Here is a 16,335-nt window from a genome sequence, read left to right on the forward strand (position 1 = left end):
GCTGAGTTTTATGGTTGATTTGAGCCGGCCGTCCTTTGGGGCCACATCTCGCTCAAATTCCAGCTCCGGTCTACATTCTTTGCTAGATCCAATGGGTTGCCGCGGTTCTTCGCAGCAACTCCTTACCAACTTGCCTTTCTTCATCTGAACGAACATCGTCATGAAATCGATGGAAAAAATCGTGTCGCTCTGCAAGCGACGTGGCTTCCTATTTCAGTCCAGCGAAATTTACGGCGGCGTCCAAGGTTTCTGGGACTACGGTCCCTTGGGCGTGGAATTGAAACGCAATCTGAAGGACGCGTGGTGGCACGACATGATCAGTGGCCACAACGAATTGGTCCAGTGCGACGGTGCGCCCAGTACTCATGAAATGGTCGGGTTGGATAGCACGATCATCATGCACCCGCAGGTTTGGAAATGTAGCGGTCACTACGACCTGTTTCACGATCACATGGTTGACTGCCGCGAAAGCAAGAAACGCTACCGGTTTGACCAAGTCCGGGGGCGTTGGTGCGAGCATCGCGACAAGAAAATCTTTGTTTCGACGTTGGCCGAAATGGAGCAAGAAGAAGCGGAAGTACGCCGCCGAGCCATGAAATTTTTCAAATTGCGGCCCAAAAACGCGGACGAACTGACCGTCGGCAGCGAATCGCTGACGCTGGACAAACTGGATTCGACGACGGATGTGCTCGCCCCAGAGTCCAAGACATTGGACACGCTAACCGAGCCACGCGAATTCAACTTGATGTTCAAAACCACGCTCGGTGCGCTGGGCGGGGAGAACGACACAACGTTCCTGCGACCCGAAACGGCTCAGGGCATCTTTGTCAATTTCAAGAACGTGGTGGATAGTAGCCGCGTGAAGATCCCGTTTGGCATTGCCCAAGTCGGCAAGAGTTTTCGCAACGAAATCACGCCGCGTAACTTCACGTTTCGCTCGCGCGAGTTCGAGCAAATGGAGATCGAATTCTTCTGTCATCCTGACGAATCGCAAAAATGGTACACGTACTGGCGCGATCGACGTTTGGCTTGGTACAAGGAATTGGGGCTCTCCGATGAACTGCTGATCATGCGTGAGCATCACAAAGAAGAGTTGGCGCACTACAGCGTCGGGACGGCCGACATCGAATATGCGTTCCCGTTTCTGCCTGAAGGCGAATACGGTGAATTGGAAGGCATCGCGCATCGCGGCGACTTTGACCTTCGCAGCCACATGGAAGGCAAGTTGGACCCGTCGACCGATCCGATGACGGTCCAGTTGGGCGAAAACGGCAAGCCTAAGTACAAAGGTAGCGGTCGCGATCTGTCGTATCGCGATCTGGAAACAAACGAAAAGTTCATTCCTCACGTGGTCGAACCATCTGCTGGCGCCGATCGTGGTGCGCTGGCGTTTCTGTGCGAAGCCTACACCGAAGACGAGGCACCTGACGAGAAAGGCAACCTGCAGACTCGGACGGTGCTAAAACTGCATCCACGTTTGGCACCGATCAAAGCCGCCATTTTTCCTTTGGTCAAAAAGGAAGGCATGCCGGAGATCGCCAAGGAGCTTTACGGTGAACTGAAGCAACAGATGCCAGCGTTTTACGACGAAAAAGGGGCGGTCGGCAAACGCTACCGTCGCCAAGACGAAGTCGGTACGCCGTATTGCATCACGATCGACGGTGACACGTTGACGGACAAAACCGTCACGATTCGCGATCGTGACACGCTGGAGCAAACAAGAGTCAAGATCGACGACGTGGTTGCCGAAATTCAGCAACGGATTTCATGATCGCGAGTCGTGGTTTTACCACGCTAGATTGAATGCCAGCGTTGAGATCTAGCGGTGACAAGCTAGGCGCCCGCTTGCCACGTCTTGATCGCTTCGACAGGCGACAGCAGCATCAGGATGTTTAACAGCAGGCTGTCACGGATCCACAGGATGCTGACGATCTCCAGCAGTACGAACACGGCGATGCTTCGCTTCCACTTCAGCCTGACGACCAGTAGAGCTCCTAGCAAACACATGCCCAAGTCCGACAGCGAATTGAGCACGCTGTCGCCAAAGTAGTCCAGCGAAACAGTCGCTTCGCGGCAGCGGTTGATCATCAATGGCGTGTTTTCGGCGATCTCCCAGATTCCTTCGACCGCGGCGACGACAACGATTCGCGACGATGTGGACGTGATCTTGGCTGCGAAAAACGTCAGCAACAGAAATAAGCCGATGCCGTGTTCGATGTGGGACAGGGCATAGGGATCGACCAAATGTTGCGAATTGTGGCGACTCCAAACGTCCCACGACCAAGGCAGGTAGTCGCCGGCTTCGCACCACCAGCAACGGCCCATTGCCGTCAGTACTGCGCACATCAGCCCAGCGATTCCGATCAAACAGAATGCTAGATTTCGGCGACTCAGCGATTGGCTTTCGATTGGTGGCATCCGATCAACATACAGCACGCAATCGTCTTTGCCGATTCAATCTGCGATCAACCTTTTGGCAAACCAGCCGCGCGGTAGTCCTGATTCGATTGGCAGCGGTTGCAATTGCTCTGATTCCAATATGCTGTTCACTGCCATGCGTCCGCTAATGACGGCGCCTTCCATCGTCGCGGGCCAGCCAGTTGCGATCCAGTCGCCGGCAAGGTGCAGCCAGGGCAGGGCAGTGCGGGCCGATGGGCGAATCTCCTCGACTTCGGGGCTCACCGAAAATACCGATTGCGGATTCGTGACCGCTACACTTCGACGTAGCCTTGCATGGCTGGTCGCCGGAAAGAGTTGCTGCAGTTCGCAGACTACCCGCTGCACTAATTCGTCTTTGGAGAGCTGCCGAGCGTCTGCCGAAGCGCTGATCACGACTTGGTAATAGTGCTCGCCATTGTCATCGGCTGCGTCATCAGCATTTGATTTTGCGATGGGATCGCGGAAAAGCCACTGTGCCAGAGTCCCCACCAAGGCAGCGTGCGGAAGTGGTGTGATTTCGCGATCAAACCAAAGGTGAACGCCGGTAATAGGCGAAGCAGGTAGATTGCAGGCTGCATCGAAATGCTCGATCGACGATTGCAGGGCGTTTGACTTTAAGACGCGTTTGAGCTGGTGCCATGGCACCGCGCAAACGACGTGATCGGCCAGCCAGCAACGGGTTGCCGAATGAATACTCCGCGGTGCAGCAGACACTTCATCGACTTTGCAGGCGGTGTCGACGACCGCCCCCAGCTCTTCAATCGACCGGCTCAATCGTTCGCCGATGAGTTGTCGAAGTGGCATTTTTGGCACCAACACATCCGATGCACCCTTCGCTGCGGCGAAGCCATCGATGATGACTTTGCGGGCCGCCGTCATCGCGACTTTGTCCGTCTGCTCGCCCAACGCGCTGACCAAAATGACGTCCCAAAAGTCGCGAATGGTTTCGCGATCCTGGCCTACTGAACGAAGCCATTGATCCGCCGTCCAACCACCCAGTTGACTCGGTCGCGTACGCATCAACTTCAAAAGCCCACGCCGAACGACTCGCTGCTGTTTCCACGTCAGATATTTCAGTGCCCCAATGCTCGTCGCCAGATGAAACGGAGCCGGCAACCACTTCGCCGGCGCAAAGCGACTGGCAGGAAATTGCGGATGTAGAAAGTCAAGTTGGTCGTATCTCTGCCACGCGTCACTCAACTCGCAACGTTGCATGAGCGAAATCAAGTTGGTGCAGCAGCCCATCGTGACGTGCTGGCAGTAGTCGACCGAATGGCCAGTTTCGGGATCGTCGAAGGAGCCGGTTCGTCCTCCCGTCGACCTTTTCGATTCGATCACGCAGACATCAAATCGATCGCGATGGTGTCGGAGCAAGGATTCGGCGGCGGCTAGTCCTGCCAGCCCGCCGCCGATGATGACAATTCGTTTTCGATTCACGACGTTTCGTTCCGCGACAACGCGATCTCGGCGGGAGGAACTTCCAGGCGTTTGAACATCGGCGGCAGGAAGTGTTGAGACACCAACCCGATCTTTTCTCGATTGGACAGTCCAAGGCGACGGTGAAAGACTTCCCGCGGGTTATCCGCGATCCGCGTTAGTAATCTGCGATACGTTCGCCACATCATGCTGAACATCGGTTTGCCGTCGGGGCTCAGCGTGTCCCAAATCTGCCACCCGGATTCGTAAAGTTTCTCGGCGCGTTTGATTTCTTCGTTGATCAGGTGAGCGAGCCGATCGTCGGCACGCGGCTGCAACAAGTCGTCTTCGCAAAGCCCGTGAGCCAAGTAGTGCTGACGCGGTAAGTAGATGCGTCCGCGTTGTGCGTCTTCGGATATGTCTCGCAAAATGTTTGTTAACTGAAACGCAATGCCGCAGTCGACGGCTGCTTTCTCCGGCAATTCACCTTCGAATTCCCAAATGTGCAGACAGGCCAACCCGACGGCCGAAGCCACCAGGTAGCAGTAGTGTTCGAGTTGTTCGTAGGTGTCGAATCGTGTTTTTTGCTGATCGGCCAAAACGCCGTCGATGATTTCTAACAGATAGCGAGTTGGAATCGAGTACTTTCGCGAAGCATCTCGCAACGCCGGCAAAATCTGGCATGCATGTTGTTGAAGCTTGTCTGAGGCGGAATCCACTTGCTGCAATTGGATTTCCGAGTTGCTTTGCATGTCGGTCAAGTTTTCTTGAACAACATTTCGCCACCATTTTAGCCACAGGGTGCGTTGTTCAACGGGTTCGTCACAATCACCCAAGTCGTCAGTCACCCGCGCAAAGGCGTACAGCGCCGTCATCGCTTTTCGTTTCGGTTTCGGTAGCAGCCAGAACGAACGGTAAAAGTTGCTTCCGCTCCGCCGCGAAATTCGGCGAACGAGACGGTAGCTTGCGTCGATAGAATACTGGCGTTGCATGCCAAGATCATACCGCGAAGGCCAGTGTGGGGTGCAAGGACTCGGGCATCGTGTTTCGCTGCGTGTTGAGCAAGGTCGCGGGTTATCGTCTTGGGCTGAGCGTTTAAAGCCAGCCCAGTGCTGCACGCGCTACGAGTGAAAATTGGCGAACCTTGCTGACTTTTGGTCGAACTCGCAACACATCAAAGTCGACGTTGCGAATCGCGTGGAGCGTCGTCAGTCCACCATGAGCGAAAAGTTTGACGTCCCTGGCAAACCACGACGGCACCTGCTTTGCCAACGGTAGGCCACGCTGAAAGTATCGTTCGGTGATGTCACACTGTTGACGCAGAATTACTTTCAATGCCAGAGGTGTCGTTTTGTCACCCAGCGATTTGTCCGACAAACCGTGTTTTTCCATTTGGTCGGTTGGCAAATAAACGCGGCCGATTTCGTAGTCTCGCGAGACGTCTTGCCAGAAATTTGCCAATTGCAATCCCGTGCAGATTTCATCGGAAAGCGAATCGTTTTCTGGATTGGAACACTGGGCGACTTTCAGCAAAATGCGTCCGACTGGATTGGCCGATCGGCGGCAGTAATCCAGCAGTTCGTCCATCGTCTGGTACCGCGTCTTGGTTTGGTCTTGCCGAAATGCACTCAGCAAATTGTCGAATGGTTGCTGGATCAGCGAGAATTGTTCAATCGTCTGCGCTAGCGGTAGGAACAAATTCTCGGGTGGATGGCCGGCGAATGTCGCATGGAGTTGGTCTTGGAATTCACTAAGACGCTCCAGAGCAATTGCCGGCGACGGTGATTCGTCGGCCAAGTCATCGGCGGTTCGGCAAAATGCGTAGATGTTGTAAAAGGGTTGCCGCAGTTGCCGAGGCAGCAAGGCACTGGCGATGACAAAGTTTTCGTAGTGCGATGTCGCAAGGTTCCGGCACTCTCGCTCGCAACGGCGTAGAACCGAATCAGACGACATGGAGCAAACTTGTTTTGTAAGAACGCAATTGGGATCACACAGGCCAAGGTCTGTTGGCGACGATATCTAATCGTAGTTTGGTTGACTTGGCAACGCAGGCGTTACGGTTTTCGCGTTTCCAAGTACTCCGCAAGTGCTGTCGGAATGCTTGCGATCGAATCTCCCGTCGCGTTTTCGTAGTGCTTGGTGTCCAAGGCACTGTATCGCGGGCGCGGTGCCTTTGCACCAAATTGCTCTGAGGAAATCGGCGTCAGTTTGATGTCGAGATTGCTTTGACGAAAAATCTCTGCGGCAAAGTCATACCACGACATTTCTCCTGAATTGACAACGTGAAACAATCCGTTTTGATTCGCGGCGATTAAACGTTCGGTTGCTTTCACGATGGTTGCTGTCGACGTTGGATTGCAAATCTGGTCATCGACGATACTGAGCTCGCTGCGCTGACCGGCTAGTCGAAGCATCGTTTCGACAAAGTTGTTGCCACCCACTCCGTACAGACCGCAAGTGCGAAGGATCAAGTGATTGGGACACTGAGCCGCGAATCGTTCGCCCTGCAGTTTACTTTTGGCGTATTCACTTTCAGGAGACACTGCGTCGTGTTCCTGATGGGGGTGATCAGCGACATCCTTGCTTCCAGAATCATTGCTTCCAAACACGTAGTCAGTGCTGATGTGGACTAAGAGAGCATTGTGTTGTGCCGCGACTTGAGCGAGGTTTTGTGCACCAGTTGAGTTGATGGCGTAGCACGTCGCTGGGTCATCTTCGGCGGCATCCACTGCTGTGTAAGCCGCGCAATTAACCACGACGCTTGGTCGCAGACCGCCCAATACCTTTGCGACGGAGGCTTGGTCGCTGATGTCTAGCTTGTCGCGGTCCAGTCCCGTCGCGTTCAGTTGCCGGCAAAAATTCCGACCCAGTTGCCCATTAGCTCCTGTTACAACAATCATCGCATCGCTTCGTTATGAGGTGTATTTTTAGATCAATGATCATCCGTTTGCCATTCGGCAAAGTTTCCCCAGACAGACCAAATCGCATTACCCAGGATCCACAATCCTTTGTCTCATAAGACCCGATACTAGCGATAACCGAATGAAGTTGGCGGCTTCGATTCTGGCATTTTGGCAAAGGCAATTAGTTTTTCTTACCGGAACGGAGTTCGGTAGATATGCCCGCATTCGCTCGCAATCTTTTTATCGCCACCGCTCTGTCGGGACTGGTCCTGACTGGCTGTCGTTCTGGAATTCCAGATGCCGGACGCCCTGGGGAGAGCAAGCCAATTGAAATGTCGCCCGCCGAGTTCCGTGCAGTGAAGCCCACGACACCAGCAGCCAATGCCGTTGTCCAAGTGGCTGGGGCTAGCGATCAGATTTCGCCGCCGGAGCAACCAAAATCAGGCAAGAAATTGCAGGCGATCGCGGCACGCTTTGTCATGAACCAACGGTCGTCCGTCACTGATCTCCCGGTGACAGAGTTGGTGGATACAGACGAGTTCGCCCGGCAAGCTGCCGATTCAGATCGAAATGAGGACGCCGCAACGACCAGTCCTGGTCGTGATGCAAACGATGCGGGCGATGAACCAGACCAAGCCAGCGAAGACAACGACTCATCGGCCAATGAGTCTCGAAAAGAAGCGATGTCTGCCTTCGCTCCGATGCCGGATACGTTTGACGATGCGGGAGCAGAATCTGCCGAACGTCCGCTGACGCTTGTCGAAGCAATCCAGGTTTCGCTTTCACACAACAAGAGCATCTTGGTGCTGGGGCATGCGCCGCGCGAAGCGGCGACGTTTTGTTCATCTGAACAAGCCGCTTTTGATCCCGTCTTTGAAGCGGGAGTTGCAGGTGGAAAAACGGATCGTCAGCTTTCCAACTTCGTCAACAGTGGTGGTCTGACACCCACGAACGAACAGCAAACGGATTTCTTTCGGCCGGTCGATCGCAATCAGCTTTCACTTTCAAAGTTGTTGGAAACCGGTGGTACCGTCGAAGCCGGCGTAGCGACGGACTACTTGTTCCAAGATCCCGTCGGTGGTTTCGCTCTGATCAATCCTGCTTGGCGTTCGGCGTTGAATTTTCGGCTAACGCAGCCGCTTGGTCGCGGTCGCGGCAGCGATGTGACGACCGCTCCCCTGCGAATCGCGCAGGTCAATCATCGTCAAGCAACGCATCAGTTTCGGTCTCGTGTCAATCTAACGTTACGCGACGTGCAGTTGGCTTACTGGGATTGGAAATTGGCACAACAGCAGATGATCGTTCGTCAACAAGCGGTCGAGCAGGCGGCTGAATCGGTGGAACAAGAAAAGCAATCCTTAAAGCTGGGCGATGGCACGTTGCCAGATGTTCAACAAGCCGAGGATCAACTGCAGCGATTTCGAATTGAACTGACGTTTGCCAAGAACGTCGCCGAACAAAACAAGATCGCGCTGGCAAACGTAATGGGCGTCTTACCGGCAGAGGCTCCTTTTGATTTTGCAATCGATCAGCCAATGATCTATACCGAACCGGTTTTGGAAATCGGCGAAGCGACCGCGCGGTTACGACCCGAGATGATGGCTGTCAGTGCCCAGATTAAGGCAGCCGAGCTGGGTGTTCATTTGGCAAACGACAATCTTCGTCCCGACCTGAATATGCGATTCGACTACGCGGTGTCAGGCTTGGATGACCGCTTGGATGATTCGCTGGAGACGGTTTTCGACAATCAATACAACGATTGGGCGTTGCAGTTTGAATATCGACGGGCGGCGGGCCAGCGAGCCGAACGGGCGCTTTTGTCGCGGTCACGTGTTCGACTGTCGCGATTGTTGGCTGAGCGGCGTCAGGTTGAACAGGAGATTCAGACGCAAGTCGCACGAGCTTGGCAAGACATCGAAACATCGCGTTCGGTGATGGACCTGCAGATTCGCCGCGTCGAGATCGCCGCCGAGCAGGTCAAAGGCCGCGAAACGTTGTATCGCGAAGGCGAGGGGACCTTGGACCAAAAAATCCGTGCCGAAGCGACTTTGGTGGAAGCTGTCCTGGCAAAAATTCAGAGCGAAATCGCACTACAGCAAGCTGTCGTCCGTTGGGAATACGCAACCGGACAACAGCATCATGTTGAATTTGCCGGCCAGTGAGTCGCTGTTGGCCGCTGTCATCGTTGGACGTAGCGGTTCACCGATTCGGTGGGACGATGATCAGCAAAAGCTTGTAGGGGATTGTTGGGATCGAGTAGACGCAACTCCGCCGGCGACTCGCTGAGATACCTGACGCGCTGTTGCCGAAGCGATTCTAGATGCGACTCAATATTTTCGGCGGTCAAACGTGTGCCTAGTGCATCAAGATTCCGACGTGTCTCGGCTGGCACAGAACGAATGTTTTGGCTGATACATGACATCACTTGCTTGCCTAATTCAGGCGTGAAGTGGTCGCTGTCGTAGAACCAATGCATCACTTCGTCGCGTTGCTCTGGTTTCGGAACGCACTCCGTAGTGAATTCGGTGTAGCCGGTGAAATCCCACAACGGCACTTTGTGGATTGAGCAGATATTGGTGACGCGACGTTTCAGCGTTTCCAAGCACTCGCCATATCCTTGCCGGTTCAGTTTTTCGTAGCTGAGCGCGTGAATCGGTAGGAATACAATCTTGAACGAGATCTTCTGACGTTCGGCATCGGCCATCAACTGTTCTAGTTCGACAACCGAATCGTGGATCCGTTGCACGGTCGTAGCGGGTTGATGCATGTCGATCTGACGCGACAACTGCGACCGAAAGACCTGATAGCTACCTTTTTGCTGAACCCGTTGTTCGATTTGATCGTCGATTCGTGGCGTCGTGGATAACGCGTGGCTGATTAGGTCAAGTGACTGTTTCAGCGAATGCAGGCTGAGCAAATTTTGCGAATGGTAGTCGATCGTCCTTAGAGATGACGAAAACCGGGATTGTTCAAAATCGCTTGGGCGACTCTTGCGAAACACCGTGTCCAGGTCGAGAGCGAAAACAACTTGCTGTGGCCCCTGCGGATGATCGATCAGGTGTTTCAGGATGTCACGTTGTTCTTTCCAGGCCGTGCCTCTGACCGCAACCGGACAAATGGGCGGCCCGGTCTGATCACACATTGCCGGATCGATACCGTCGACCACACGCGAACTTCCTACCACCACCGTCTTTGCTCGTGAATGGCGAAACCGCTCTGCAACCGCAACATACTGTTCGTCGCGGTACGTTTCAAACGACGGAATCGAAACCAAACGGTAGGCTCCGTAGGGATCAATGACTAGGTTGATTGCCACCAAACCGGTCAACGAAAATCCCACCGCCATGGCAAACGTGCGAACGAATCGATGATGTTTGGGCCAGCGCATGACGAAGCTAAAATTGGTAGTAAACGAATTCGGAAACTCGGTTGAGATGCATGATCGAAAGCACAAACAAACTGCCGATCAAAATCGCGTTTCCTAGACTCGGTCTCCAGTGCCATGCGATCACAGCGGGATGTTTGTCATCAAGTTTGCTGAACCCAAAAGCGGGCCGATAACGTGACATCAATTGCTGAGTGTTTGGCAATAGCAACACAAACGCAAAGAGCAATGGGATCCATGTGATGGCGTGCAGTCGGGAGACGGACGAAGTCATCGATAGACCATTTAGACCAATCATTGACGAAACGATATTTGTCGCGGCTTCCCAGGTTGGAGCGCGAAATAACACCCAGGCGAAAACAACGGCCAAGAATGTAGTTGCCCAACAAACGGCTTTGAAAGCGTGAGCTCCCAGCAATCGGGTCGCTGTGGCGGGAATGGGACTGTTGCGGACGGCGTGATTGATCATCAGGTATGCCCCGTGCAAACCTCCCCACGCTAAGAATGTCCAGCCGGCTCCGTGCCATAGTCCTCCCAGCAACATGGTGATCATCAAGTTGCGATACCGCATCAGGTTGCCGCCCTTGTTCCCGCCAAGCGGAATGTACAGATAGTCGCGCAGGAACTGTGACAGGGTGATGTGCCAACGTCGCCAGAATTCCACGATGCTGGTGGCCTTGTAGGGCGAATCGAAGTTCACAGGGAGCTTGATTCCGAACATTCTTGCCAACCCGATCGCCATGTCGCTGTAGCCCGAAAAATCAAAGTACAACTGCATCGTGTACGACAAGGCTCCGATCCAACTTTCCAGAAACGTTGGTGTGTTCCCGGCGTAGGCCGCATCGAAAATCGGCGTGGCATGCATCGCCATTTCGTCAGCGATCATCACTTTCTTAAACAAACCGATCGCAAAAATTGTCATGCCGACGGCTAAGTGGCTTGTCCGCAAACGACCGCTGCCGATCTGCGAAAACTGCGGCATCATCTGCTTGTGGTGAACAATCGGCCCAGCAATCAACTGGGGAAAGAACGCGACGAAGAGGCAGAAGTCTAAGAAGTTCGGCGTGCCGGATCGATCGCGATAACTGTCGACTAAGAATGCGATCTGTTGAAACGTAAAAAATGAAATGCCAATCGGAAGCAAGATACTTCCGATACTGTAAGAGGTACCGATGATCGCATTGAGTGATTCGATCGAGAAGACCGCGTATTTGAAATACGTCAGCATCGACAAGTTCGCCACGATTGCCGTAAGCAGCGTCGCTTTCCTGGCTTTTGCACTCGAAAAACGCGCCAAGCCGACCGAACACACATAATTGAACGATACCGATCCCATCAACAGAGCGAGGTAGCTCGGGTTCCACCATGCGTAAAAGGCGAGCGAGCAGATGACCAACCAAGCAATCGCGGGTCGCGCCCAACCCTGATGACGCAGTCCCCAATAGCCGATCAAACAGATCGGTAAAAAGAGGAACAGAAACGAGTAAGAATTGAACAACATAGCAGTCGCATCGGAAACTTTATTCAGCTTTTTAAATTCAGTAGAGCCCGTAGCGAAAGACCTCAAGGACTTTCGGCGAAGCTTAATGGGTTGGAAGTGGATACACCGGAGGCGATTGTTTTTGTTTCAGTTGATTGGTCACTTGGCGTAGTCGGTTGTGAACTTTGCTGGACAGGCGATCCCAATTGGTGACCGATGGGGGCGTCTTTCGTGTTGGTTCGTATCCAAACAATTGCATCAGTTCCCAAGTTTGCGATTCAATCAGTGCAAGTTTTCGATCGTCGATTGACCGCCATCGATCCGTTCGCGAAGGATCTAGTCGTTCTTGACTTTTTGCGTGAAGCTTTTGAAAAAACCGTGTTGGCAATGCGTCTGACTCCAGGTCGCGTTCTTGAAGCATCGCCGATGTGTAGGGAACTCCAATGCGCTGACAAACAGGCTGGATCGTTTTCTCTGGATCAACCAAAAAATCCTCGAACCGAATCACGGCAACGCGGCTTTCGGGTAGCTGTTTCAGTGACCGGTCTGCTTCGCTGACACGTTGTTGCCATTCACGGCCTGCGTGGAACGCTGTGTTGGGGCCCCAGTCCGTTTGAACCCAAGACGCAGCCACCGCGCGAGGGTCGCGTACGATGTGAACGAAAACACTGTTGGGGTACATCGATGCCAGTGTGTCAACGAACCGAGTGTAGGCCGGTGTTTTGTCACCCCAGATATGCTTGCCGTTTTGCTGCAAAAGATTGTTGTTTGCCGCCGCGACGACATCGGCCAGGGTGACGTCGGACACTTCATCCAGTCTGTCAAACACATGCAGCCAATCGACCGCATCAAATTGCTCGAAGGACCGCATCGCTTCGATCGTGGCTCGCATCCCGTACTGCTGAAAGGTTTCCACCAGCGTCACTGATGCGGGCGCCTCGTAACTGATCATCACATCGGGGTGATTGTTCAAGATACTGCGCACCAGCGTCGTGCCTGATCGATCACAGCCCAACAGAAATACGCATGGAGCGTCGCTTGGTCGGCATTCAATCATGTTCATCGTCTTGTCACTATGCAGGAGAACTAATCGACATGGAGGGGAGTTCGACCCGATCAACCCGAGGCTTTGTTGACCGATCGACTGCGTTTTGGGACGCGAGCGTTTCATCAAAGATTTCAATAATCCGCTGTGTTTTGGATTCCCAGTCGAAGTAGTGCTTGCGGACATGTTCGCGAGCTGCATTCCCCATTTGACAACGCATTTCAGGAAATTGGGCCATTTGGATCATTGCGTTGGCCAAGCCTTCTACAAAGATCGCTGGCGACGTGGGTTCGACCAGCAAACCGATTGCTGGATCGATGTAGTTTTTGGGCCCCGCCCATTTCGTTCCCACTAGCGGAAGCCCCACGGCCATCGCTTCTAACATCGCGGTACCGCCACATTCACGCAGTGACGGCATCATCAAACAATCGCAACGGCGCATCAGGTCGGGAAGCTCACTGCGTTGGATCCAGCCATGCAGGTTCACGCGATCGTGCAGTTTGTGTTTCGCGATGGTCTCGCGGACATTGTCCATTGATTCGCCGTCGCCCACCAATTCCAAGATGGCATCGGTTTGCTGCGCGACTTTGACAAACGCCTCCACCAAGTACTCGACGCCTTTCCAATCCACAAAGCGACCCAAGAACAAGAATCGAGTGGGTGATTTTGGATCGTGGCGTTCAACGGGCTCGTCCCATGCCGATAGATCAACTCCGCTTTCCACGACGCGGTGCACCTTGCCTTTGAATCCCTTGGGAAGCGCCTTTTGGGTGCAACAATTTGCGACGATCAATGCGTCCGCGTTCAGTTTTCCGGGAAAAATGCGATGGAGCACATCAGACCCCCAACGTCCGACATGCACCATCGCTCGGCTAAACTTCGAATCAAGAAATCGAAATCCTGGTGGGAAATCCAGTCCGCCGCACATCGGTCCAATGACCACTGGGGCTCCCACGTCATACATACAACTGATTCCCCGCGGCGTGATCGGCGACGGTTCGAAAACAAGATCGATATCCTTGTCGGCGACCAATTGTTTGACCACGCGACGAGCGCGAATCTGTGTCATTAAGTGCAATAGCTGGTTGATGATCAAATCGCGAACGCGAAACGGTAACCACTGGCTGAGTTTCCACACCAAGCGTTGCAGGCCGCTCTCAGTGACATAGTTCACGCCACCTAAGTCCTCGGCGTCCCAGAACTCATCCAACTCCTTGCGGACGCGTTCGTGACAAACCAGATCGACCTCGATACCTCGTCGTTTCATGAATCGAATAAACTGGTAAGCCAAGAGGGATTCGCCGCTCATCGACTTCGATACGTTTTCTGCTACGACAGCAATTTTCATCGTTGGTCCGCCTTCTTCAGGTCTGTTCAGTTTTCAACTCAGGCTGTGCTGGGTTGACCTCTTTGCAAAAACCGAATCCATTCGGCGATTAGCTTCCCTGCGTCGATCTTCGGTATCAGATGAGGCAAAAAGTGTTCCCAGTGAGGCGTTGAAAAAGGGTTTCTGTTTTAAGGGGACAATGATTGGCCCCAATCGTTGGTCTGATGGACGTGATCACGTCTCCGAGCATAAAAATCGCATCCAAGTCAGATTGATCAGGTAAAAGTTTTATCGCTCCAGGGCTCGGCCGATTATCAATCTGATCAACTGCTATTCCAGGATTTCCGAGCATCGCCACGGTTGCACGGCCAGCACATCGTGGGCGTGATCGCGAGCCCACGGCGAAAGTGACTCTGAGGGCAGGAGATTGAAACGCAAACGCGATTTGGTGATGGGGTAAAACTCGTAGCCAAGCGGTTCCAAGAGCCTCAGTACGGGACGGTCGGCCAACGGCGTGTCGTAGTCTTGAGTCTCGAAAAGAATTGCGTCAGGTCGGTGCTTTGACAGCCAAGGTTCCGCTGCTTTCAAAACCGTGTATTCGTGGCCTTCGACATCAATTTTCACCAGGCGTGTCTTGGCGAGACCCAGGCTGTCAAAGTACGCACCGGCCGCTGCGACGCGAACCGATTCGCTTTGAACACCCGCCAAGTCATCACGGACCAATGATGCCGCACCGGTTACGCCCGGCGACAAAAACATTTCGGCTTCGCCATCTGCGTCGGACAAGGCAATCGGATGCACCAAGAGATGACGGTAGTCGTTGTCGGCGGCAGCGGCTTCAATCAGTGACGCCAATCCGACCTGGGGTTCGAATGCATGAACTTGGCCGCGCGGCCCTACTAGCTTGGCCGCCATCAGCGAGATCAGACCGAAGTTGGCACCGATATCGATCACGTTGTCACCCGGACGCAACAGTTTCTTTAGGATCTTGGTGATCTTGGGATCGTAGTCGCCAAAGTAGTACATCGAACGACCCCCGTAGTCATTCAGTTGCAGATGAATCGCAGATCCATCGCGTAGCTTTGATACAACAAATTCCTCTTGGTCGGTTAGATGTCGAAGCAGAGAGAAATTTGCAATCTGTGTGCAGCCGCTTAAAAGCGGGTACACGCGGCAAAATTTTGCAATCGTCGCGCGTAGAAATTGTTGCGAAATCGGTGGGGCAGGGCGGCTGGTCAACGGAAGCACATTGGGACCATGTCCACGGTTGGCGAATCGATCGGCCTTGGAGGCATCATTATCTGCCACCGAAATGCTGGGAACGTCGGCCGTAATTGGCATCGTTTTAAACTCCGGTTTCTGAGGTGATGGTTTTCAAAGTGTCAAAGCCTGCTGGATAGTGCGCAGCGCCCTGTTGGTGCGATTCGTCGACGCGGCTGGCAGGGGTAGGTGTTTGGTCGCTTGTTGGCGTAGGCGAAGTTTGACGCTGGCCATCGGCTTTGACGGAAGAAAAAGCTCGCACCAGAAAGAGTGGATTCCCGATCAGGTAGCGACTGAATTTTCCAACGGGTTGCTGCCAAAGTCGCCAAAGCCATTCATGGCCGATGCGTCGCAGCCATTGAGGCGCGCGAGAAAAATTGCCGGACCAGAAGTCAAAAAGGCCCCCGACGCCGATGCAGACTTTGACATTCAGGCGGTCAAGATTTTGTTGGATCCAGAGTTCTTGGATGGGATTCCCCATGCCGACCAATAACATGTCGGGAGCGACTTGATTGATGCGCTCGATCGCCGCCGCCGTTTCCGTGTCGCTTTGGATATAGCCGTGGTGAAAACCAGCAAGCCGCCAATTGCGGAACCGTTTTTGGGCCGAATGAGCGGCATTGTGGATCGTCTTGGGGTCCGCACCCAGCAGATAATAGGACGCCGTTCGCGGTTGCCGGGTCGAAAGAAGTCTGGGTGTCAAATCGGTTCCATTGACATTGTCAGCCAGCTTTACACCTCGCATTCCGGCTGCCCACCGGACGCCTGTTCCGTCACCAAAAACATGGTCCGCAGCACGGAGCGCCGCTCGATAGCTGGGATTGTTGGCCGCCAAGTTCATGGTGTGTGCGTTTGCAAAGAACAACATCTTGGGATGGTTCACCGCAGACGACAAAATTGAACTCACATCATCGATGACTTCCTCGGTCGTGATATTTGTAATGGGAATGTCCATCACCAAAACGGTAGAGCAAGACTTCCGTTGCGTCGTTGCAGTGACGTTCGCTTTATCATCGTGGGAAAGAACGCTGTTCGTCTTCTCAGCGTCAGCGATCAGATTGACAACTCGTGACATGCGTT

Annotated in this window: 13 protein-coding genes; 2 read left to right on the forward strand and 11 right to left on the reverse strand. The window is 53.6% G+C overall.

The window, feature by feature from the left end:
• Window positions 1-169: 169 nt before the first annotated feature.
• Window positions 170-1,771 carry a glycine--tRNA ligase gene (locus K239x_RS03390; RefSeq protein WP_145422105.1) on the forward strand — a complete coding sequence of 534 codons (1,602 nt, stop codon included), beginning with the start codon at window positions 170-172 and terminating at the stop codon, window positions 1,769-1,771.
• Between the two features lie 62 nt (window positions 1,772-1,833).
• On the opposite strand, the gene K239x_RS03395 is transcribed toward K239x_RS03390, so the two are convergent.
• The 5 genes from K239x_RS03395 to rfbD form a co-directional block, all read right to left on the reverse strand.
• Window positions 1,834-2,418, reverse strand: coding sequence for a DUF2585 family protein (locus K239x_RS03395; RefSeq protein WP_419189624.1), 585 nt, complete (start codon window positions 2,416-2,418; stop codon window positions 1,834-1,836).
• 36 nt (window positions 2,419-2,454) lie between these two features.
• Window positions 2,455-3,876, reverse strand: a complete 1,422-nt coding sequence (hpnE, locus tag K239x_RS03400) for a hydroxysqualene dehydroxylase HpnE (protein ID WP_145416253.1) — start codon at window positions 3,874-3,876, stop codon at window positions 2,455-2,457.
• Entirely contained in the window at window positions 3,873-4,847 is a 975-nt protein-coding gene (locus K239x_RS03405) for a phytoene/squalene synthase family protein (RefSeq protein WP_145416254.1), read from the reverse strand. Before K239x_RS03405 ends, hpnE begins: the two co-directional genes overlap by 4 nt.
• 103 nt (window positions 4,848-4,950) lie before the next feature.
• The gene (gene hpnC / locus K239x_RS03410; RefSeq protein ID WP_145416255.1) at window positions 4,951-5,808 is read right to left on the reverse strand and encodes a squalene synthase HpnC; all 858 of its coding nucleotides are present in this window, start codon (window positions 5,806-5,808) and stop codon (window positions 4,951-4,953) included.
• Window positions 5,809-5,909: 101 nt separating this feature from the next.
• The gene (gene rfbD, locus K239x_RS03415; RefSeq protein ID WP_145416256.1) at window positions 5,910-6,755 is read right to left on the reverse strand and encodes a dTDP-4-dehydrorhamnose reductase; all 846 of its coding nucleotides are present in this window, start codon (window positions 6,753-6,755) and stop codon (window positions 5,910-5,912) included.
• Between the two features lie 218 nt (window positions 6,756-6,973).
• On the opposite strand from rfbD, the gene K239x_RS03420 reads away from it, so the two are divergent.
• On the forward strand, window positions 6,974-8,920 hold the full coding sequence (locus K239x_RS03420) for a TolC family protein (protein ID WP_145416257.1): 1,947 nt from the start codon (window positions 6,974-6,976) through the stop codon (window positions 8,918-8,920).
• A gap of 17 nt (window positions 8,921-8,937) precedes the next feature.
• Here the strand turns inward: K239x_RS03420 and K239x_RS03425 are convergent, their stop codons facing one another.
• The 6 genes from K239x_RS03425 to K239x_RS03450 form a co-directional block, all read right to left on the reverse strand.
• Window positions 8,938-10,146, reverse strand: coding sequence for a hypothetical protein (locus K239x_RS03425; protein ID WP_145416258.1), 1,209 nt, complete (start codon window positions 10,144-10,146; stop codon window positions 8,938-8,940).
• Window positions 10,147-10,153: 7 nt separating this feature from the next.
• Window positions 10,154-11,644, reverse strand: coding sequence for an MBOAT family O-acyltransferase (locus tag K239x_RS03430; RefSeq protein ID WP_145416259.1), 1,491 nt, complete (start codon window positions 11,642-11,644; stop codon window positions 10,154-10,156).
• Window positions 11,645-11,726: 82 nt separating this feature from the next.
• Entirely contained in the window at window positions 11,727-12,686 is a 960-nt protein-coding gene (locus K239x_RS03435) for a sulfotransferase family protein (RefSeq protein ID WP_419189625.1), read from the reverse strand.
• A 10-nt stretch (window positions 12,687-12,696) separates the two neighbouring features.
• A complete protein-coding gene (locus K239x_RS03440) occupies window positions 12,697-14,016 on the reverse strand; it encodes a glycosyltransferase family 4 protein (protein WP_145416261.1) in 1,320 nt (439 codons plus the stop codon).
• A gap of 309 nt (window positions 14,017-14,325) precedes the next feature.
• Entirely contained in the window at window positions 14,326-15,336 is a 1,011-nt protein-coding gene (locus tag K239x_RS03445) for an FkbM family methyltransferase (protein WP_145416262.1), read from the reverse strand.
• Window positions 15,337-15,340: 4 nt separating this feature from the next.
• Entirely contained in the window at window positions 15,341-16,330 is a 990-nt protein-coding gene (locus K239x_RS03450) for a WecB/TagA/CpsF family glycosyltransferase (protein WP_145416263.1), read from the reverse strand.
• Between the last annotated feature and the right edge of the window lie 5 nt (window positions 16,331-16,335).

Origin of the sequence: Stieleria marina (assembly GCA_007741555.1) — a bacterium.
GTDB lineage: Bacteria > Planctomycetota > Planctomycetia > Pirellulales > Pirellulaceae > K23-9.